Origin of the sequence: uncultured Pseudomonas sp. (assembly GCF_943846705.1) — a bacterium.
In the GTDB taxonomy this organism is placed as follows: Bacteria; Pseudomonadota; Gammaproteobacteria; order Pseudomonadales; family Pseudomonadaceae; genus Aquipseudomonas.
The window spans coordinates 1,056,115-1,074,678 of record NZ_OX044366.1 but is presented as its reverse complement, the minus strand read 5'-3'; the positions used below and the strand labels follow the sequence as shown (position 1 = coordinate 1,074,678).

20 protein-coding genes are annotated in these 18,564 nt (G+C 61.9%); 8 read left to right on the top strand and 12 right to left on the bottom strand.

Features of this window, described 5'->3' with window-relative positions:
- Positions 1-47 precede the first annotated feature (47 nt).
- A complete protein-coding gene (locus tag Q0V31_RS05240; protein WP_298185248.1) occupies positions 48-806 on the top strand; it encodes an ABC transporter substrate-binding protein in 759 nt (252 codons plus the stop codon).
- Positions 807-877: 71 nt separating this feature from the next.
- Here Q0V31_RS05240 and Q0V31_RS05235 read toward each other — a convergent pair whose 3' ends face one another.
- Positions 878-1,156, bottom strand: coding sequence for a YheV family putative zinc ribbon protein (locus tag Q0V31_RS05235; RefSeq protein WP_298185245.1), 279 nt, complete (start codon positions 1,154-1,156; stop codon positions 878-880).
- Entirely contained in the window at positions 1,153-3,201 is a 2,049-nt protein-coding gene (prlC, locus tag Q0V31_RS05230; RefSeq protein WP_298185242.1) for an oligopeptidase A, read from the bottom strand. The genes Q0V31_RS05235 and prlC overlap by 4 nt, the downstream gene beginning before the upstream one ends.
- A 173-nt stretch (positions 3,202-3,374) precedes the next feature.
- Between prlC and Q0V31_RS05225 the strand changes: the two genes are divergently transcribed.
- Both Q0V31_RS05225 and Q0V31_RS05220 read left to right on the top strand, forming a co-directional pair.
- Positions 3,375-3,920, top strand: coding sequence for a gamma carbonic anhydrase family protein (locus Q0V31_RS05225; RefSeq protein ID WP_298185239.1), 546 nt, complete (start codon positions 3,375-3,377; stop codon positions 3,918-3,920).
- Positions 3,921-3,922: 2 nt separating this feature from the next.
- The gene (locus Q0V31_RS05220) at positions 3,923-4,570 is read left to right on the top strand and encodes an HAD family hydrolase (protein ID WP_298190924.1); all 648 of its coding nucleotides are present in this window, start codon (positions 3,923-3,925) and stop codon (positions 4,568-4,570) included.
- A gap of 82 nt (positions 4,571-4,652) precedes the next feature.
- Here the strand turns inward: Q0V31_RS05220 and Q0V31_RS05215 are convergent, their stop codons facing one another.
- Complete coding sequence (locus tag Q0V31_RS05215) at positions 4,653-4,883, bottom strand: DUF1161 domain-containing protein (RefSeq protein WP_298185236.1); 231 nt, start codon at positions 4,881-4,883, stop codon at positions 4,653-4,655.
- Positions 4,884-4,932: 49 nt separating this feature from the next.
- On the bottom strand, positions 4,933-6,006 hold the full coding sequence (locus Q0V31_RS05210; RefSeq protein ID WP_298185233.1) for an aminopeptidase: 1,074 nt from the start codon (positions 6,004-6,006) through the stop codon (positions 4,933-4,935).
- Between the two features lie 87 nt (positions 6,007-6,093).
- On the opposite strand from Q0V31_RS05210, the gene Q0V31_RS05205 reads away from it, so the two are divergent.
- Positions 6,094-6,513, top strand: a complete 420-nt coding sequence (locus Q0V31_RS05205) for a hypothetical protein (protein WP_298185231.1) — start codon at positions 6,094-6,096, stop codon at positions 6,511-6,513.
- Between the two features lie 12 nt (positions 6,514-6,525).
- On the opposite strand, the gene Q0V31_RS05200 is transcribed toward Q0V31_RS05205, so the two are convergent.
- The 4 genes from Q0V31_RS05200 to Q0V31_RS05185 all read right to left on the bottom strand — a co-directional run bounded on the left by Q0V31_RS05200 (position 6,526) and on the right by Q0V31_RS05185 (position 9,363).
- Positions 6,526-6,951, bottom strand: a complete 426-nt coding sequence (locus Q0V31_RS05200) for an OsmC family protein (protein WP_298185229.1) — start codon at positions 6,949-6,951, stop codon at positions 6,526-6,528.
- 81 nt (positions 6,952-7,032) lie between these two features.
- On the bottom strand, positions 7,033-8,028 hold the full coding sequence (locus Q0V31_RS05195; protein WP_298185226.1) for an LLM class flavin-dependent oxidoreductase: 996 nt from the start codon (positions 8,026-8,028) through the stop codon (positions 7,033-7,035).
- Positions 8,029-8,192: 164 nt separating this feature from the next.
- On the bottom strand, positions 8,193-8,408 hold the full coding sequence (locus Q0V31_RS05190) for a dodecin (RefSeq protein ID WP_298185224.1): 216 nt from the start codon (positions 8,406-8,408) through the stop codon (positions 8,193-8,195).
- Between the two features lie 67 nt (positions 8,409-8,475).
- Positions 8,476-9,363 carry a LysR family transcriptional regulator gene (locus Q0V31_RS05185; protein ID WP_298185222.1) on the bottom strand — a complete coding sequence of 296 codons (888 nt, stop codon included), beginning with the start codon at positions 9,361-9,363 and terminating at the stop codon, positions 8,476-8,478.
- A gap of 145 nt (positions 9,364-9,508) precedes the next feature.
- On the opposite strand from Q0V31_RS05185, the gene trpB reads away from it, so the two are divergent.
- The 3 genes from trpB (at position 9,509) to Q0V31_RS05170 (ending at position 12,270) form a co-directional block, all read left to right on the top strand.
- Entirely contained in the window at positions 9,509-10,720 is a 1,212-nt protein-coding gene (gene trpB / locus Q0V31_RS05180) for a tryptophan synthase subunit beta (RefSeq protein ID WP_298185218.1), read from the top strand.
- A complete protein-coding gene (gene trpA / locus Q0V31_RS05175) occupies positions 10,717-11,526 on the top strand; it encodes a tryptophan synthase subunit alpha (protein ID WP_298185216.1) in 810 nt (269 codons plus the stop codon). Before trpB ends, trpA begins: the two co-directional genes overlap by 4 nt.
- Before the next feature lie 111 nt (positions 11,527-11,637).
- The gene (locus tag Q0V31_RS05170) at positions 11,638-12,270 is read left to right on the top strand and encodes a TetR/AcrR family transcriptional regulator (RefSeq protein ID WP_298185214.1); all 633 of its coding nucleotides are present in this window, start codon (positions 11,638-11,640) and stop codon (positions 12,268-12,270) included.
- A gap of 150 nt (positions 12,271-12,420) precedes the next feature.
- On the opposite strand, the gene argA is transcribed toward Q0V31_RS05170, so the two are convergent.
- From argA to Q0V31_RS05150, 4 genes are all read right to left on the bottom strand, one after another.
- Positions 12,421-13,719: an amino-acid N-acetyltransferase gene (gene argA / locus Q0V31_RS05165; RefSeq protein ID WP_298185212.1), complete on the bottom strand. Its 1,299-nt coding sequence runs from the start codon at positions 13,717-13,719 to the stop codon at positions 12,421-12,423.
- A gap of 99 nt (positions 13,720-13,818) precedes the next feature.
- Positions 13,819-15,000 (bottom strand): acetylornithine deacetylase, encoded by a 1,182-nt coding sequence (gene argE, locus Q0V31_RS05160; protein ID WP_298185209.1) that lies wholly within the window; start codon positions 14,998-15,000, stop codon positions 13,819-13,821.
- Positions 15,001-15,069: 69 nt separating this feature from the next.
- The gene (locus Q0V31_RS05155) at positions 15,070-16,335 is read right to left on the bottom strand and encodes an inorganic phosphate transporter (RefSeq protein ID WP_298185206.1); all 1,266 of its coding nucleotides are present in this window, start codon (positions 16,333-16,335) and stop codon (positions 15,070-15,072) included.
- Between the two features lie 40 nt (positions 16,336-16,375).
- On the bottom strand, positions 16,376-17,053 hold the full coding sequence (locus tag Q0V31_RS05150; RefSeq protein ID WP_298185203.1) for a TIGR00153 family protein: 678 nt from the start codon (positions 17,051-17,053) through the stop codon (positions 16,376-16,378).
- Positions 17,054-17,165: 112 nt separating this feature from the next.
- Here Q0V31_RS05150 and Q0V31_RS05145 point away from each other — a divergent pair, with 112 nt between their 5' ends.
- Positions 17,166-18,530 carry a CYTH domain-containing protein gene (locus tag Q0V31_RS05145; protein ID WP_298185201.1) on the top strand — a complete coding sequence of 455 codons (1,365 nt, stop codon included), beginning with the start codon at positions 17,166-17,168 and terminating at the stop codon, positions 18,528-18,530.
- Positions 18,531-18,564 lie beyond the last annotated feature (34 nt).

The following is an 18,564-nucleotide window of genomic DNA, read 5'->3' as shown; positions in this document are numbered from 1 at the left end:
CACTGTGTGAAAGGGCGCAACTGGCTAATCACTGAGGTTGAGGGTTGATGCAAGGATCAATAGTTGCCTGCCTGCTGTTAAGCATGACGCTCATGAGCAGCGCGGCGGCTGATACCTGGCGTTTGGTCACCGGCGACGATTACACGCCCTTTACCGGCAAGACGCTCCCCGCTGGCGGCATGCTCACGCAGGTGGTGCAGGCGGCTTTGGGTGCCAGCGGAATCAACAGTACCTTGGACTGGCATCCCTGGAACCGCGGCTATATACAAACCCTGCGCGGCGATTACGACGCCACCTTTCCCTATGTGCACAGTCCACAACGCGACCAGGAATACCTCTACTCCGCGCCTTTGTTTACCCCGGTACAGCATATTTTTAGCCGTGCCGGCGAGGTCATCGAAGTAACAGATATAGCCAGCATGCTCGGTAAGCGGCTGTGTTTTCCTCTCGGTTGGCAGCCGCCACTGGTGCTTCAGCAAATGCTCGACGGTGGTCAGTTAATGCGCCATTCACCGACCGGACTGGATGAGTGCGCCAAGCTATTACTGCTGGGCCGGGATGATTTTTTTATTGCCGATCGCCGCCTTGGTTTGGCCGCCCTGCACGCTTCTGGCGTGCCGAGCAGTGCATTTCGCCGCTCCACTGAGACCTTGAGTAGCAGCGCCCTGCATCTGATTGTGCCGCGCAACCATCCACGCGCGGCGGTTCTTATCGAGCAATTCAATCAGGGCCTGGCCCGCTTGCAGACCAGCGGCGAATACCAGCGTTTGATTGAGCGCTATTTGCAGCAAATAGACGAGCCTTAGCGCAGGCGCTCGCCTGTTCTACAGCGCCGAATGACGTGCCGGCGCTGTGTGGGGTTCAGCCTGAGGTATGGTTATTTTTTCAGCTTGGGATTGGGGAAAAACTGCACCGTCTGCACCTTGGGGTTGGCGACTTTTGGCTTGAGTGCGCTGATATTGACCCGCGTAGGAATCTCTTTGGGCACCGAGTTGCCGCGCTCATCCAGGGTGTCGGCGTAGCCACAGGCCACGCATTCGCGGTGCGGCACGTCATCGACACTCCACATCTGGATCTTGTCCATTTCGCTGCACGCCGGGCACACCGCCCCGGCGATAAAGCGTTTTGCGGTGATGTTTACTGGTGTATCGCTCATGCTGCCTCCTGGCTCAGGCCGAGGTGACGCAGCAGGGCATCGATGCTCGGCTCGCGCCCGCGGAAGTCGACAAACAGCACCATCGGTGCCTGCGAGCCACCGCGTGCCAGAATCGCCTCACGGAAGGCACGGCCGGTGGCGCTGTTGAATACGCCTTCCTCTTCAAATTTGGAGAAGGCATCGGCCGACAACACTTCCGCCCACTTGTAGCTGTAATAACCAGCCGCGTAACCACCGGCGAAGATGTGCGCGAAGCTGTTGGGGAAGCGGTTGTAGGCCGGCGGACGCAGCACCGATACCTCGTCACGAATCCCTTCCAACACCTCCAGCACGCTGCGGCCGTCACCGTGGGTGGCGTGCAGTTCGAAGTCGAACAGGCTGAACTCGATCTGCCGCACCATCATCAAGCCGGACTGGAAGTTTTTCGCCGCCAGCATCTTGTCCAGCAAGTCCTTGGGCAGCGGCTCGCCGCTTTGATAATGACCGGAGATCAGCGCCAGGCCTTCCGGCTCCCAGCACCAGTTCTCCATAAACTGGCTCGGCAGCTCGACCGCATCCCAGGCCACGCCGTTGATGCCCGACGCACCAGCATGTTCGACGCGGGTCAGCAGGTGATGCAGGCCGTGGCCGAACTCGTGGAACAGGGTGGTGACTTCATCGTGGGTTAGCAGCGCCGGCTTGCCGCCGACCGCCGGGGTGAAGTTGCAGACCAGGTTGGCCACCGGGCTGATCAGCTCACCCGCGGCATTGCGGCGCTTGTCGCGCGCGCCGTCCATCCAGGCACCGCCGCGCTTGTTGGCGCGGGCGTAGAGGTCGAAGAAGAAGCGCCCGACGTGTTGGCCGTTCTCGGTGATCTCAAACAGGCGCACGTCCGGATGCCAGCTGTCGAAGCCGGACAGTTCCTTGATCTGGATGCCGTAGAGCTTTTCGACTATGGCAAACAGGCCGCTGAGCACCTTGTCGATGGGGAAGTAGGCACGCAGGATTTCCTGGGAAATGCTGTAACGCTGCTCGCGCAGCTTCTCGCTGTAGTAGCCGACGTCCCAGCTTTGCAGCTCAAAGCAGCCTTGTTCGGCGGCGAAGGCTTTTAGCTCTTGCAGGTCCTGCTCGGCAAACGGCTTGCCGCGTACTCCGAGGTCGCGCAGGAAGTGCAGCACTTGTTCGGTGGTCTCGGCCATTTTGCTGGCCAGGCTCAGCTCGGCGTAGTTGGCAAAACCCAGCAGCTTGGCCAGCTCCTGACGCAGGGCGAGGATTTCCAGCATCACCGGGCCGTTGTCATGCTGCCCGGCATTCGGCCCTTGATCGGAGGCGCGGGTGCAATAGGCGGCATACAGCTCTTCACGCAGGGCGCGGTCGTCGGCGTAGGTCATCACCGCGAAGTAGCTGGGGAACTCCAGGCTGATCAGCCAGCCGTCCAAACCCTTGGCCTCGGCGGCTTGCTGCATCTGCGCCTTGGCTGAGTCGGTGAGGCCGGCCAGAGCGGCTTCGTCGGTGACGTGCTTGGTCCAGGCCTGGGTGGCATCCAGCAGTTGGTTGGAAAACTTGCTGGCCAGCTCGGAGAGCTTCATCTGGATCTCGCCGTAGCGCTTCTGCTGCTCAGCCGGCAGGTCGATACCGGACAGGCGGAAGTCGCGCAGGGCATGTTCGAGGATCGTGGTCTGCGCCACATCGAAGCCGGCCGCTGCCGGGCTGCTGGCGAGTTTTTCGTAGGCTTGGAACAGCGGCTGGTTCTGGCCGATTTCAGTCCAGTACTCGGACAGCTTGGGCAGGCAGGCCTCGTAGGCGGCGCGCAACTCGGCGCTGTTGCACACGGCATTCAGGTGGCTGACCGGGCTCCAGGTCTGGCTCAGGCGTGCGCCCAGCTCATCCAGGGTTAACACCAGGCCGTCCCAGCTGGGTGTGCCAGACTGTAGTTCAAGCAGACGTGTCATGGCAGCCCGGCTCTCGGCCAAGATGCTGTCCACCGCTGGCTCGACATGCTCGGGGCGGATGGCGGAGTAGGGCGGCAGATCAAAGGCTTGCAGCAGTGGGTTGTTGGCGGTCACGTCGGGTTACCTGTAACGAAATGGATATGTAGCTGTGACCCCCGGTGGCAGTGAACACTCCTAGGGGCAGGCTTGAATGGATACCGGCCGTTGTTAAAACAGCGCGCTTACCCTGAACATGGGTGCCATCTTAATTACAATCAAGGGCTGACGCAGCTTAAGAGGTTTCTATCGTGGCGATTCGTACTTACCAGCAATTCACTCCACAGCTTGGTGCGCGGGCATTTGTTGATGCTTCGGCGGTGGTTCTCGGCGATGTGGAAATTGGCGCAGACAGCTCGATCTGGCCGTTGGTGGTGATCCGTGGCGACATGCACAGCATCCGCATCGGTGAGCGCACCAGCATTCAGGACGGCAGCGTGCTGCACATTACCCACGCCGGCCCGTTCAACCCGCGCGGCTACCCGCTGAATATCGGCGACGATGTGACCATCGCGCACAATGTCACCCTGCATGGCTGCAACATTGGTAACCGTGTGCTGATCGGCATGGGCAGCATCGTCATGGACGGCGCGGTGATTGATGAAGAGGTGATGCTCGGCGCGGGCAGTCTGGTGCCGCCTGGTAGCCACTTGGAGAGCGGTTTTCTTTACCTCGGCAGCCCGGCGAAAAAAGCCCGCGAGTTGAGCGAGAAGGAGCGCAGCTACTTCCGCTACAGCGCCGACAACTATGTGCGCCTGAAGGACCAGCACCTGATGGAAGGCTACGGTACCTCCTGATGTTGCACTACACCAATATCCTGTTCGACCTCGACGGCACCCTCACCGATCCGCGTGAGGGCATTACCCGTTCGGTGCAGCATGCGCTGGCCAAGCTGGGGATCGCCGAACCTGACCTACAGGCGCTGGAGCACTTTATCGGCCCGCCGTTGCTGCAGTGTTTTATGCACAGCTACGACTTCGATGAGGCCACGGCCTGGCAGGCGGTGAACCATTACCGCGAGCGTTTCCGTGAGGTGGGTTTGTATGAGAATCGGCTGTTCGACGGCGTCGGCGCGTTGTTGCAACTGCTGCAGAACCAGCAGCGCACCTTGTACATCGCCACCAGCAAGCCGACGGTGTTTGCCGAGCAGATTGCTAAGCACTTTGGTTTCGCCCAGCACTTCAAGGTGATTTACGGCAGTGAACTGGACGGCACGCGCACCGACAAAGTCGAGCTGATCGCTCATTTGCTGGAGCAGGAGCAGTTGCCGCGCGACGGCACGCTGATGATCGGTGATCGCAAACACGACCTGATTGGCGCGCGGCGCAATGGCCTGCATGCCGCGGCGGTGGGTTATGGCTTTGGCAGTTTTAGCGAGTTACAGGCCGAAGCACCGACCTATCACTTCAACAGCCTGGCCGAGCTGCATCAGGCGTTTGTGAAGTAAACCGTAGGATGGGTTAGGCGCGTAGCGGCGTTACCCATCGTATGAGTTGCATGGGTATCGCTGCGCTCAACCCATCCTACGGTTAGCCATTTTTCTGATAGATGATTTTCTTGGTGCCGCCGGCGCAGCTGCCGACCACCATGTTGGGGTCCGTGGCTTCGTCATTGGGCACGATTTCCAGGGTGTAGCTGGCAACGCCGGCGGTCTGGATTTTCACTTCAATTTCCGCACGCAACTCTTCGCAGTCTTTCGGCGCGGCCAATACGCTGCTGCTGAGCAGGCCCAGCGCTACGCTCAGGATGAGTTTGTTCATGGCATCACTCCTTTGGCGTGAACAGGCACTACAAAGTTTGGAGTGGGTTTTAGCGCGCTAAGTTCTCGCTGCCCGGGGATAACGCCGCCAAGCGCTGACGTCGCTCGCTGGCCGGTAGTCTGCCGAGGGCCGCGACGCGCTGATAAAAGCCTGGCCAGTCGCGCCCGACCTGCTCGAACAGCGCGGCAAAGGCCGGCACCCATTGATCATAGAGGCCAAACGGCAACAGTTTGGCGTTGTTCAGCGGCGCGTTGATCCAGTTGTCGTACGGGCCAACGCCCTGCCATTCGCGGTCGCGCAGTGAGCGGTATTCAGTGCGCAGGCGCTCGAATTCGGCCTGCTTGCCCAGGCGCATCTGTGCCGGTGGCAGATCGCTGCCGTAGAGCTGTTGCAAGCGCGCCCTACTGGCCAGAACCAGGGCGATAAATTGCTCGCGCTGTTGTTCGCCGCTGGCGTCGCCGGGCGGTAAGCCTTGCGCGGCACGCCACTGGCGCAGGCCTGCATGCTCAACAAAGCTGGCGAAGGACTCATTGAAGGCCGTGTCGTCCTGCACATACAACTGCTGGTGCGCCAGTTCGTGGAAGATCACCGCCACCAGACGCTCATCACTCCAGCGCAGCATGCTGTTGAGAATCGGGTCATCGAACCAGCCCAGCGTCGAATAGGCCTCGACGCCGCCTAAATAAGTATCCAGGCCCTGCTGTTTGAGCAAGGCCGCTGCACCGCGCGCGCGGCCCTGGCTGTAGTAACCGCGATAGGCCACGCAGCCGGCGATGGGGAAACAATGCAGTTCAGGGCTGAGGGAAAACTCCGCGGTGGCGAACACGTTCCACACCACGAAGGGCCGCTGGATATCGGCGTACAGGCGATAGCTTTGGTTGTCCGGCAGACCCAGTTCGGCACTGGCGAAATCCCGTGCCTGCTGGGCCAAGGCCAGACGCTGCTTGAGGCGAGGGTCGACAGTCGGTTTGTTCAGCAGCGCGGCAATGGGCTCGCGCGCCTTTAGCAGCTGCAACTGTCCGGCGGCCAGGTGGCTGTAATAATCCAGGCTGCTGCAGCCGCTCAGCAGCAAGGTGGCTACGGCTAGCAGCGGAACCCAGCGCCTGCGCAGAGCGTCGAACATTGCGATTACCCATGAAGTGACAGGCTGCCACGCTACCAGCGCAGGATCGGCGTAGCCTAGCAGGCAGTGAAAATGTGGAGGTGTCTGATGCGTTATCTGGCCTTGCTTGGCAGCTTGTTGGTGCTCAGTGCGTGCGCCTCGCCGCTGCCGCCGCCTGACCCTCACCAGGCCTGGGTTGAGTTGTACAGTCCTGCCGGCAACCTACTCATGGCCGATCGGCTCGATGGCCGGCGGTTGAATGATGGCCGTTATTTTCAGGTGCCAGCGGGCGCGCATGAGCTGCAGGCGCGTTTTCAGTTTGAAGTGAACAGTGGCGGCGGCCTGGATGGCTTGAGTGAGCCGCGCCAGGTCACCTGCGAGCTGCGCGTGCGCTATGACAGCTTCGTCGCCGGTCAGCGCTACCGACTCGAGGCCAGGCCCATGCAGATGAAAGCCCAGGCCTGGCTCTACGATGCGCAGCGCAACGTGCTGGCGCGCGCCAAGGTGCTGCGCTGCGGCACCTTCTGATGCGCGCCGTGATCAGTTGTCGAGTATCGCCTCCAGAGTGATGGTGGCGTTCAGTACTTTTGACACCGGGCAGCCGTTCTTCGCGGTCTTCACCGCTTTCTCGAAAGCTGCGCGGTCTGCCCCAGGGATTTTTGCGCGCAAGGACAGGTGCACGGCGGTGATGGCAAAGCCGCCATCCTGTTTGTCGAGGGTCACTTCGGCGCGGGTATCGATGCTCTCGGCAGTCATCCCAGCGTCGCCAAGCTCCTTGGACAGGGCCATGGAAAAACAGCCGGCATGGGCGGCGCCGAGCAGCTCTTCCGGGTTGCTGCCGGGCTGATCGGCAAAGCGCGTATTAAAACCATAAGGTACTTTTTCCAGCGCGCCGCTTTCGCTCGAAATAGTGCCTTTGCCATCCTTGATGCCACCTTGCCAGTGGGCTGATGCGGTCTTCTTCATCGGGCTTCTCCTGTGCGTGGGGTTACAGGGTTGAGAGGTCTATTCGCCGTACAAGTTCGCCGAATGATCCGGCGCACCTATTCAGCGCAGCTGCGTGACCAGCTCGAAGGCATGCAGCCGATCGGCAAAGTCATACAGGTCGCAGGTGAAAATCAGCTCATCGGCGCCGGTCTGCTCCAGCAACATCTCCAGACGGGTACGGATCTTCTCCGGGCCGCCGATCATCGCCAGGCCAAAGAAGCTGCTCACCGCTTCTTTTTCATGCGGCAGCCACAGCCCCTGCGTGCTGTTGACCGGCGGTCTTTGCACCAGGCTCTGGCCGCGAATCAGCGCGAGAATGCGCTGATAGGCCGAGGTGGCCAGGTATTCGGCCTGCTCATCCGTGTCGGCGGCAATCAGCGGCACGCCGAGCATCACGTAGGGCTTGTCGAGCACCGCCGAGGGCTTGAAGTGGTTGCGGTAGACGCGAATCGCCTCATGCATATAGCGCGGCGCAAAGTGCGAGGCGAACGCATAGGGCAGGCCTTTTTCCCCGGCCAGCTGGGCGCTGAACAGGCTGGAACCGAGCAGCCAGATCGGCACATTGGTGCCCGTGCCAGGCATGGCAATAACCCGCTGATCCGCCGTGCGTGGGCCCAGGTAGCGTTGCAGCTCCTCGACATCCGCAGGGAAGTCATCGGCGCTGCCAATCCGGTCACGACGCAGCGCCTGGGCGGTGAAGTGATCGGCCCCCGGCGCGCGCCCCAGGCCCAGTTCGATGCGCCCCGGATACAGCGTGGCCAGGGTGCCGAACTGCTCGGCAATCACCAGCGGCGCGTGGTTGGGCAGCATCACCCCGCCCGAACCCAGGCGAATGCGCGTGGTGCCGGCCGCCAGATAACCCAGCAATACCGAGGTGGCCGAACTGGCGATGCCATCCATGTTGTGGTGCTCGGCCACCCAGAAGCGCTCGAAGCCCAGGCGTTCAACATGCTGCGCCAGCGTCAGCGAGTTATGCAGGGCCTGGGCGGCGTTGCCGTCATCACGAATCGGCGCGAGGTCGAGGGTGGAGAGTTTGATTTGTGCGAGTGCGCTCATCGGGCTGCCTGTTAGTTGTCCGTTTGCACGGCGCAACAATGCGCCAATACCTGAGTTAGATAGTGGGGCTTATTCTGTGGATTCCAAGGGGCAGGGCGGTTTGTCGGGCGGGCGAGCCGCACCTGGCCAGCCGTTAGGCGGCGGCCAGGCTATTGGCGGGCGGGTTAGCTGTTGCTCATGCGAAAACCGATTTTCAGGGTGACCTGATAATGCCCGACCTTGCCATCGACGATATGCCCACGGGTCTCTACGACCTCGAACCAGTCCATATTGCGGACTGACTTGGCGCATTCGGCCAGGGCGTTTTCGATGGCATTTTCGATGCTGGTTTTCGATGAACCGACGATTTCGACTTTCTTGTAGGTGTGATGATCGGACATGCGCGTTCTCCTCTGGCTGTTGTTTAACGCTAGCCGAGGTGCTGGCAGTTTGCCCGCCGAGCGTGTGTTAGCGGTCGAGTTCGCTGCGCAACCATTCGGCTAGGCGTTGCGCGCGTCTGTCCAGATGGCGTGCCGGCACCCACAGCGCCAGGCGGGCCGAGGTCGCGACAAAGCCCCAGGGCGCAACGAGGCGGCCGGCGGTAAGGTCGTCGGCGACCAGCTGTTGCGGCGCGATGGCCACTCCCAGGCCGGCGGCGGCGGCTTCCAGCAGGTAGTAGAGGTGTTCGAAGCCCTGGCCGAGTTTCAGCGTTGTGACATCCAGGGCATTACTGCCGGCCCAGCTTGGCCAGGCCTGGGGGCGAGAGCTGGTGTGCAGTAGCGGTTCGCTCAGCAGCGCCGCAGCGGGTGCCTGATGCAGCTCGGCAAAGCGGCTGTAGCGCGGGCTGAGCACCGGGCCGATGCGTTCGGCGGCCAGCTCGAACACCTGCATGTCCGCAGGCCAGGGTGGTTCGGCGAACCACAGGGTGGCATCGACGCCAGCGCGACGTGGGTCCAGTTCACCTTCGCTGGCCGACAACTGCAGGCGCAGTTCCGGCAACTCGCGGTTAAGCCGGTCCAGGCGTGGGATAAACCAGCGCGCCAGCAGGCTGCCGGGGCAGGCCAGCACGAAGGGCGCATCGGCCTGGCCCTGCTGCAGCTCGGCACAGGTGCTGCGCAGGCGGTTGAACAGATCGCCGCTGACATCGCGCAGGCGAATCCCTGCATCTGTGAGTTTAAGGCCGCGCCCATCCTTGCTGAACAGGGCAATCCCGAGGTGCTCTTCCAGGGCCCGAACCTGCCGGCTGACCGCGCCATGCGTGACATGTAATTCATCGGCGGCCAGGCTGATGCTGTTCAGGCGCGCGGCGGCTTCGAAGGCGCGCAGGGCGTTAAGCGGTGGAAGGTGCTGGCTCATGTGTGAGTTTTCCTGACATATTGAGGCGATCTTATCGCTTTTGCCGCGCGCGCCACAGCTTTATCCTGTGGCCATTGCAGTAGCAGCAGGGGCGTCGAGTCGCCATGCCCACGCCCTACCGCGCCACTTTCTCAAGGAGAACGCCATGACTTCCTTCCGCGCTGGTCCTGATGCCAACGGCCTGTTCGGCTCGTTCGGCGGCCAATATGTCGCCGAAACCCTGATGCCGCTGATCCACGACCTGGCTGCCGAATACGAGAAGGCCAAGCTCGACCCCGAGTTCGCGAAGGAGCTGGCGTACTTTCAGCGTGATTTCGTCGGCCGCCCGAGCCCGCTGTATTTCGCCGAGCGCCTGACCGAGATGTGTGGCGGCGCGAAAATCTACTTTAAGCGTGAAGAGCTCAACCACACCGGTGCGCACAAGATTAACAACTGCATTGGCCAGGTACTGTTGGCCAAGCGCATGGGCAAGAAGCGCATCATCGCCGAGACGGGCGCCGGCATGCACGGCGTGGCCACGGCCACCGTATCGGCGCGCTTCGGCATGGAGTGCGTGATCTACATGGGCACCACTGACATTGATCGCCAGCAGGCCAACGTGCTGCGCATGAGGCTGCTCGGTGCCACCGTAATCCCCGTCGTTGCCGGTACTGGCACGCTCAAGGATGCGATGAACGAAGCCCTGCGCGACTGGGTGACCAATGTCGACAGCACCTTCTACATGATCGGCACCGTGGCCGGCCCGCATCCGTACCCAGCGATGGTGCGTGATTTCCAGGCGGTGATTGGCAAGGAAACCCGCGAGCAGATGCTCGCCCAGGAAGGTCGCCTGCCCGACAGCTTGATCGCCTGCATCGGCGGTGGTTCGAATGCCATCGGCCTGTACCATCCGTTCCTCGATGATAAGGATGTGCAGATCATCGGCGTGGAAGCGGCCGGTTATGGCATCGCCACCGGCAAGCACGCCGCCAGCCTGAACGGCGGTGTACCGGGCGTACTGCACGGCAACCGAACCTTCCTGCTGCAAGATGATGACGGTCAGATCATCGACGCCCATTCGATTTCCGCCGGCCTGGATTACCCCGGCATCGGTCCCGAGCACGCCTGGTTGCATGAGGTGGGTCGCGTTGAATACACCTCGGTCACCGACGACGAAGCCCTGGCAGCGTTCCACACCTGCTGCCGTCAGGAGGGCATTATCCCGGCCCTGGAAAGCGCCCACGCCCTGGCTGAAGTGTTCAAGCGCGCCCCACAACTGCCCAAGGATCACCTGATGGTGGTCAACCTGTCCGGGCGTGGCGACAAAGACATGCAAACCATCGTGCACCACATGGAAAAACAGGAGAAGCACGCATGAGCCGCCTACAGAGCCGCTTTGCCGAGCTGAAACAACAGAATCGCGCCGCCCTGGTGACCTTCGTGACCGCCGGCGACCCGAGCTATGACGCCTCCCTGGCCATTCTCAAGGGCCTGCCCGCAGCCGGTGCCGATGTGATCGAGTTGGGCATGCCGTTTACCGACCCGATGGCCGATGGGCCGGCGATCCAGCTGGCGAATATCCGTGCCCTGGAGGGTGGCCAAAATCTGGCGAAAACCCTGCAAATGGTGCGCGAGTTCCGTGCCGGCGAGCAGGTCACGCCGCTGGTGCTGATGGGCTACTTCAACCCGATCCACAAGTACGGCGTCGACAAGTTTATTGCGGACGCCAAGGAGGCTGGGGTCGATGGCCTGATCGTGGTCGACCTGCCACCTGAGCATAACGTCGACCTGTGCGACCCTGCCCAGGCCGCCGGCATCGACTTTATCCGCCTGACCACCCCGACCACCGATGATAAGCGCTTGCCGACCGTGCTCAACGGCAGCTCAGGCTTCGTCTATTACGTCTCGGTGGCCGGTGTCACCGGTGCCGGCTCGGCCACCCTGGAGCACGTCGAGCAGGCCGTTGCCCGCCTGCGCCGCCACACCGAGCTGCCGCTGTGCATCGGCTTCGGCATTCGGACGCCGGAGCATGCGGCGACTATCGCCCGCCTAGCGGATGGCGTGGTGGTCGGCTCGGCGCTGATCGATCAGGTGGCCAATGCGGCCAGCAGCGAGCAGGCGGTGGCGGGGGTACTCAACCTCTGCGCCGCCTTGGCCGAAGGCGTGCGCGGCGCGCGTAGCTGATAACCGTGGCACGGGCGGGCGTGTGCGCATGCCCACCGGTGCTGGTGGTTGCCGCTTGTGCACGGGCGGCTGCCTAGCGTCCAATAGCGCCTTTGGTTTTCGAGTCTTCTCATGTCCCGTCCGCCTACCGCCCGCAAACCCCGCGCCAGTAGCCAGAGCCGCATTGCCGGAATTCTTGCCGCTGCTCGCGAACTGCTGGCCGAGCAGGGTGTGGCCAGCCTGTCGATCTACAGCGTGGCTGAGCGGGCGCAGATCCCGCCGTCATCGGTGTACCACTTCTTCGCCAGCGTACCGGCGTTACTGGAAGCCCTGACGGCGGATATCCACGGTGCGTTTCGCGCCTGCCTGCAGGAACCGGTGGAGCATGCCAGCCTGCGCGACTGGCGTGATCTGTCGCGGTTGGTCGAGCAGCGTATGTTGGCGATCTACGCGGCCGATGCCGCTGCACGCCAGCTGATTCTGGCGCAGCATGGTCTGGCCGAAGTGACTCAGGCTGATCGCCAGCACGATATTGAGTTGGGGCAGTCCATGCAGGTGGTGTTCGACCGTCACTTCCCCTTGCCGCAACTGCCGGAGGATGTCGACGTGTTTGCCCTGGCGATGGAGCTGGGTGACCGCGTGTATGCCCGCTCGATACAGCTGCACGGCGCAATCACCCCGCGCATGGCTGAGGAGGGTATGCGCGTGTTCGATGCCTATCTCGGCTTGTACCTGCCGCCCCATCTGCCGAAACGCATTCTGTAGGCTGGGTTGGGCGCTTATCGCGTGGCGAACAACTCACGCGTAATCGGTGCGCCTTAACCCGCCAAATGGGCTGATGCTGCTGGGTGGGTTACGCGACAGCCTTTTACCGCAGCCTTCCTTGAGGCATACGCTAGGTGTCGCTAACCCACCCTACAGCGCTTTTTCAAACACCTGCGAGTTGCGCTGGAAGTTGTACAGCGAGGCGCGGGCGGCGGGCAGGCGGTCGACGCTGCTCAGCTCAAAGCCGCGCTCGCGGAACCAGTGGGCGGTGCGGGTAGTGAGTACGAACAGGGTTTTCAGGCCTTGAGCGCGGGCGCGTTCCTCAATGCGCTCAAGCAGCTCGTCACCCCGCCCGCCATGGCGGTAAGCCGGGTTGACGGCCAGGCAGGCCAGCTCGCCAAAATCCGAGTCGGCAATCTGGTACAGCGCGGCGCAGGCAATGATCAGGCCTTCGCGCTCGACGATGCTGAACTGCTCGATCTCGCGCTCCAGTACCTCGCGTGAGCGGCGCACCAGAATGCCCTGGTCTTCCAGTGGGGTGATCAACTCCATCAGCCCGCCGACATCTTCGATGGTCGCTTCACGCAGCGATTCGAACTGTTCCTGCGCCACCAGGGTGCCGTTGCCGGTGCGGGTAAACAGCTCGCTGAGCAGCGCACCGTCTTCGGCGTAGCTGACGATATGGCTGCGGCGTACCCCGCCTTTGCAGGCTTCGGCGGCGGCGTCGAGCAGTTCCGCCTGGTAGCTGTTACCCAGGCGCTGCAAATGTGCTGGTACTTGCTGTGGGCGCAGTTCGCGCACCAGCTTACCGGCCTCGTCGAGTAGGCCGGACTCGGCACCGAACAGCAGCAGCTTGTCGGCGTCCAGGTCGATGGCGGCGCGGGTGGCGACGTCTTCGCAGGCCAGGTTGAAAATTTCTCCGGTGGGCGAATAGCCCAGCGGTGACAGCAGCACGATGCTGCGCTCATCCAGTTGGCGGTTGATGCCCTTGCGGTCGATGCGCCGCACTTCACCGGTGTGGTGGAAATCGACGCCATCGACCACGCCAATCGGTCGCGCGGTGACGAAGTTGCCGCTGGTCACGCGCATGCGTGAGCCCTGCATGGGTGAGCGCGCCATGTCCATTGACAGGCGCGCCTCAATGGCGATGCGCAGCTGGCCGACGGCATCGATCACACACTCCAGGGTCGGCCCGTCGGTGATGCGCAGGTTGTGTTGATAGCGCGGCGTCAGGCCGCGCTCGGTCAGGCGCGCCTCGATCTGCGGGCGCGAGCCGTGCACCAGCACCAGGCGCACGCCCAGGCTGTGCAGCAGCACCAGGTCGTGAACGATATTGCCGAAATTCGGGTGGGCAACGCCCTCACCGGGCAGCATCACCACAAAGGTGCAGTCGCGGTGGGCATTGATATAGGGCGAAGCGTGGCGAAGCCAGTTGACGTGGTCGTGCATTACCTGAAGAACCTGTGTCGAATGAAGAACGCATGGATTGGCGTGGGTGCGCCAGACGAGGCAGCCGGGAGCGCTTTTATCGTCGCAGTTGGAGCAGCTTCACGCGTTCTCTCCTGCAGGTGGCACGGTCGGTTGGTTGGGTTGCAGGCAGTAATGATTGATCAGCCCGCGCAGTAGTTCGATGGTCGGCTGCAAACGTGAGGTGTCTAGGTATTCACCGGGCTGGTGGGCGCAGTCGATATCGCCGGGGCCGAGTACCAGGGTTTCGCAGCCAAGTTGCTGAAGGTAAGACGCTTCGGTGGCAAATGCTACTGAGGCGGCGGTGTGTCCGGTCAGGCGTTCGGCGACCCGCACCAGTTCGGCGTCGGCATTTTGCTCGAAGGGCGGCACGCTGGGAAACAGCGGCGCATAGTCGATTTTCACCTGGTGTTGCTCCGCCAGCGGTCGCAGCTTTTGCCGGATCACCGCGCGCAGCGCTTCCGGCTGCATGCCGGGCAGGGGGCGCAGGTCGAACTCCAGCGAGCATTGGCCGCAGATACGGTTGGGGTTGTCGCCACCATGAATACAGCCGAAGTTCAGGGTCGGCAGCGGCATAGTGAATTGCGGGTTGTTGAATTCGTGCTGCCACTGGCTCCGCAAGCTGCGCAGCTCCAGCATGACGTCCTGCATGGCTTCCAGGGCGCTGCGGCCCAGGCTCGGATCGGAGGAGTGACCGCTCTGCCCGAGGATGTCGATGCGCTCCATCATGATGCCTTTGTGCAGGCGAATCGGTTTCAGCCCCGTTGGCTCACCAATCACCGCCGCGCGCCCCAGCGGCTGTCCGGCTGCGGCCAGCGCGCGGGCGCCGGACATCGAGCTTTCTTCATCGCAGGTGGCGAGAATCAGCAGGGGTTGTTTAAACGGCTGTGCCAGTAACGGCTGCACAGCTTCGATGATCAGGGCGAAGAAGCCCTTCATGTCACAACTGCCAAGGCCCACCCAGCGCCCGTCGACTTCAGTGAGCTTGAGCGGGTCGGTCTGCCAGAGCGCGGCGTCAAACGGCACGGTATCGCTGTGTCCGGCCAGCACCAGGCCGCCTGGGCCACTGCCATAGCTGGCGAGCAGGTTGAATTTGCCCGGGGCAACTTGCTGCACGTCGCAGCTGAAACCGAGGTCGCCGAGCCAGCTTGAGAGCAAGTCGATGACCGGGCGGTTGGACTGATCCCAATGCGCCTGAGTACAGCTCACCGACGGGGCGGCGATCAGGGCGGCGAATTGGTCTTTGAGGGAAGGCAGGGGCATCAGCTATCTCCGCAAGCGAGACCCATCATAGGGCCAACGCTTGCAGAGATAAAACCGAAAAGGACTTTCTTAGAGGAAGATGCTGCGCAGGATATAGAAGAAGAAGATCGACAGCGCAGCGCCCACCGGCAGGGTGATCAGCCAGGAAATAAAGATTTTACCGATCACGCCCAGGTTCAATGCACCGATGCCGCGGGCCAGGCCCACACCCAGTACCGCACCCACCAAGGTATGGGTGGTGGATACCGGTAGGCCCATGGCCGAGGCACCGACCACGGTGGTGGCGGTGGCCAGTTCGGCAGCAAAACCACGGCTAGGGGTCAGCTCGGTGATTTCCTTGCCGATGGTGGCGATCACCTTGTAGCCGTAAGTGGCCAGGCCGATGACGATACCCACGGCACCAAGCAACAGCACCCAGCCCGGTACGGCAGACTTGGCACCGATCACGGCTTCACCGCCAGATTGGATCACCCCGACAATCGCCGCCAGTGGGCCGACCGCGTTGGCCACATCGTTGGAACCGTGGGCGAAGGCCATGGCGCAGGCGGTGAAGATCATCAGGACGGCGAAGACCTTCTCCACGCTGGCGTAGTGGAAGTCTTTGTCGGCTTCGACGTCGATCTTGATCCGGCTGAGCAGGGCGATGCCCAGCAGCATGACAGCGCCACCTACGCCCAGAGAAAGGAAGAATCCTTCACTGGTGGAGAGGTTCAAACCGATGTGCTTGAGGCCCTTGGTCAGGGTCATGATGCTGACCATAAAGCCGGTGATAAACATGTACAGCGGCACGAAGCGCTTGGCATTAAGGAAGGGATTGTCGGTGTCGATGATCAGCTTTTGCACGCTGGTAAACAGCCAGAAGGCGACAAAACCCGAGAGCAGTGGCGACACTACCCAGCTGGCCACGATCGGACCAACACCACCCCAGTTGACTGCGTCCATGGACACACCAACCGCGGCAAAACCGATCACCGCGCCGACGATGGAGTGCGTGGTGGAGACCGGCCAGCCTTTGGTTGAGGCCACCAGCAGCCAGGTGCCGGCCGCTAACAGGGCCGACATCATGCCCAGAACCATGAGGTCCGGGGTGATCATCGTGGCATCGACGATACCGTTCTTGATGGTTTCAGTGACTTCGCCGCCGGCTAGATAGGCACCGGCAAACTCAAACACCATGGCGATCAGGATCGCCTGTTTGATGGTCAGTGCGCGCGAGCCCACCGAGGTGCCCATGGCGTTAGCGACGTCATTGGCGCCCACGCCCCAGGCCATGAAAAAGCCGAAGAGGCAGGCAAGCAGCAGCAATACGAGGCCGTAGTCCGCAATCAGAGACATAAATAATTAATCCGTAGATTCCAGAAAGGACACTGGCGCATTAGCGCGCCAGCAGTTGTTCCAGTCGGTTGCCGACACGTTCGGCACGGTCGGCAACGTCGCCGACCCATTCGATGATCTTGTAGAGGAACATCACATCGACCGCAGGGAGATCCTTTTCCAGTTTGAACAGCGCCCGACGTACTTCGATTTGCATCTTGTCGGTGTCGCGTTCGATTTGCTCCAGCTCCATGACCATGGATTCGACCAGTACCGCTTCGCGGCCACCAAAGCCGGTTTCCAGCAACTCATCGAGTTCGTTCATGGCTTTCAGCGCCTGGGCGCTGGCATCCACGGTGCGTTGTACAAACGCGCGCATCAGCTGTTGTAAGTCTTGCGGAATGGCCATTTGCCGACCGAGCATAAGGCCGGCGATGTCCTTGGCGCGGTTGGCGACTTTGTCCTGTACACTCAGCAGTTCAAGCAGATCCGAGCGCGGGACCGGCAGGAACAAGCTTTTCGGCAGGTGTAAGCGCACGCTCTTCTTGAGCTTATCGGCCTCTCCTTCGAGGCTGGCCATTTCCTGTTGAACCTGTTCCACCTTGGCCCAGTCTTCAACCATCACGGCTTCGAAAAAAGGCACCAGGTTCGCTGCGCACTCATGAGCCTTGGCAAAATGTTTTTGCATCGGTCCGATGGGTGAACGGCCAAACAGGCTGGCAAATGGATTGACTGGCATAGGGTGAACCCCGGCGTTAAGAAGTTGGCAAGTATACGGATCAGTCCGCAGGCTCGCCAGCGCAGGTAATCGGACTGAAACAATTTCATAGTAGGCGTTGATTCCCATCATCATGAACAAAGAAACCGAAATTAAACTGCGGGTTAGCCGTGCAACCCTGGCCGCCCTGCGTGACCACCCGTTGCTGAAGAAACGCAACAAGAGTGGTTGGGAGCAGCGCGAACTGTTCAATCAGTACTTCGATACGCCTGCGCGCGATCTGGCGGCGGCCAAGGTTGCCCTGCGCGTGCGCCGCGATGGCGAGCAGTTTATCCAGACCCTGAAAACCCGCGGGCAGAGCGTGGCCGGTTTGTCCGAGCGCAACGAATGGGACTGGAACCTGGCCAAAGCCAAGCTGGACCTGAAAAAGCTCGATGACAGCTGCTGGCCAGCGGCCCTGGCCGAGCTGGACAAGAAGCAGCTGGTACCTATTTTCACCACCGACTTTGTCCGCGAGAAGGCGGAAATCGCCTGGGGCCGTGGCAAGGCCAAGGTGGTGATCGAGGCCGCGCTGGACCTGGGTAAAGTGATTGCCGGTGAAGGCCAGGAAGAAATCTGCGAGCTGGAGCTGGAGCTGCGCCAGGGTGAGCCCGAGGCGTTGCTGGAGCTGGCCGCCGAGCTGGCTGCCGATTTGCCACTGATGCCATGTGACATCAGCAAGGCCGAGCGCGGTTATCGCTTGTTCGATGCCAGCAGCTACAGCCTGAATTTGCCGGCACCTGCGCTGAACGCCGAAACCAGCCTGGATGACAGCGTAGTTGCGTTGGGCTGGCACTTGCTGGGCAGCAGCCAGCGTTTGGCTGAGCAGTACCGTTTCAATGGTCACTGGCGTTTGCTGGTCGAGTGGCTGGAGCAGTTGGTCGGTTTGCGTGCCTTGCTCGGCAGCCTCGGCCAGGCCGCGCCGCGTGCCAGCAGTCATGCCCTGCGTGAGTTGTTGGATGCGTTGCTGCTGGAATGGCGGCCACGGCTGCTGGCCGGTCAGCTGGATGAGCAGGTGCGTAAAAATGCCCCGGCGCAGTTCGCCGCCGAGCTTGAAGCCACCCGCTGGGGGCTGTTCTCCCTGATCACCTCGCGCTGGTTGCTGGCGCGCAGCTGGACCCTGGAGCGCAATAACCGCGGCAACCGCCAGGGTGCTGCGGTGCTGGGTAACTGGTTGCCGACCCTGATTGCCGATGAGGGCGCTGCGCTGCAGTTGCGTCGTTATCAGCAGCAGCCGGAAGACCTGGCTGAGCAGCTGCCGCGCATCGAGCGCCTGCTGGTTTGGCTGCATCTGGCGCGTGAGGTGCTGGAGGTGCTGGAAGTCGACCGTTTGTACGGCGAGCTGAACAAGCTGGTCGAACTGGCTAATCAGGCCATTGATCCGGATGTGCTGGCGGCGCGCAAGGCGCAGCTATTGACCATCGGCTCGTTGAAGGCTTGGCGTCAGCTGGTCAAATAACCATCACGCTGGCGGCAACTGAGCGCCAGCATGG

Coding starts and splice junctions, on each gene's coding strand:
- Q0V31_RS05210 (WP_298185233.1), bottom strand. CDS start 6,006: ATGTTCGACGCTCTGCGCAGGCGCTGGGTTCCGCTGCTAGCCGTAGCC.
- Q0V31_RS05215 (WP_298185236.1), bottom strand. CDS start 4,883: ATGAACAAACTCATCCTGAGCGTAGCGCTGGGCCTGCTCAGCAGCAGC.
- argE (WP_298185209.1), bottom strand. CDS start 15,000: ATGCCCCTGCCTTCCCTCAAAGACCAATTCGCCGCCCTGATCGCCGCC.
- Q0V31_RS05185 (WP_298185222.1), bottom strand. CDS start 9,363: ATGAGCCAGCACCTTCCACCGCTTAACGCCCTGCGCGCCTTCGAAGCC.
- Q0V31_RS05235 (WP_298185245.1), bottom strand. CDS start 1,156: ATGAGCGATACACCAGTAAACATCACCGCAAAACGCTTTATCGCCGGG.
- Q0V31_RS05150 (WP_298185203.1), bottom strand. CDS start 17,053: ATGCCAGTCAATCCATTTGCCAGCCTGTTTGGCCGTTCACCCATCGGA.
- Q0V31_RS05155 (WP_298185206.1), bottom strand. CDS start 16,335: ATGTCTCTGATTGCGGACTACGGCCTCGTATTGCTGCTGCTTGCCTGC.
- argA (WP_298185212.1), bottom strand. CDS start 13,719: ATGCACGACCACGTCAACTGGCTTCGCCACGCTTCGCCCTATATCAAT.
- Q0V31_RS05170 (WP_298185214.1), top strand. CDS start 11,638: ATGTCCCGTCCGCCTACCGCCCGCAAACCCCGCGCCAGTAGCCAGAGC.
- trpB (WP_298185218.1), top strand. CDS start 9,509: ATGACTTCCTTCCGCGCTGGTCCTGATGCCAACGGCCTGTTCGGCTCG.
- trpA (WP_298185216.1), top strand. CDS start 10,717: ATGAGCCGCCTACAGAGCCGCTTTGCCGAGCTGAAACAACAGAATCGC.
- Q0V31_RS05145 (WP_298185201.1), top strand. CDS start 17,166: ATGAACAAAGAAACCGAAATTAAACTGCGGGTTAGCCGTGCAACCCTG.
- Q0V31_RS05240 (WP_298185248.1), top strand. CDS start 48: ATGCAAGGATCAATAGTTGCCTGCCTGCTGTTAAGCATGACGCTCATG.
- Q0V31_RS05200 (WP_298185229.1), bottom strand. CDS start 6,951: ATGAAGAAGACCGCATCAGCCCACTGGCAAGGTGGCATCAAGGATGGC.
- Q0V31_RS05195 (WP_298185226.1), bottom strand. CDS start 8,028: ATGAGCGCACTCGCACAAATCAAACTCTCCACCCTCGACCTCGCGCCG.
- Q0V31_RS05190 (WP_298185224.1), bottom strand. CDS start 8,408: ATGTCCGATCATCACACCTACAAGAAAGTCGAAATCGTCGGTTCATCG.
- Q0V31_RS05205 (WP_298185231.1), top strand. CDS start 6,094: ATGCGTTATCTGGCCTTGCTTGGCAGCTTGTTGGTGCTCAGTGCGTGC.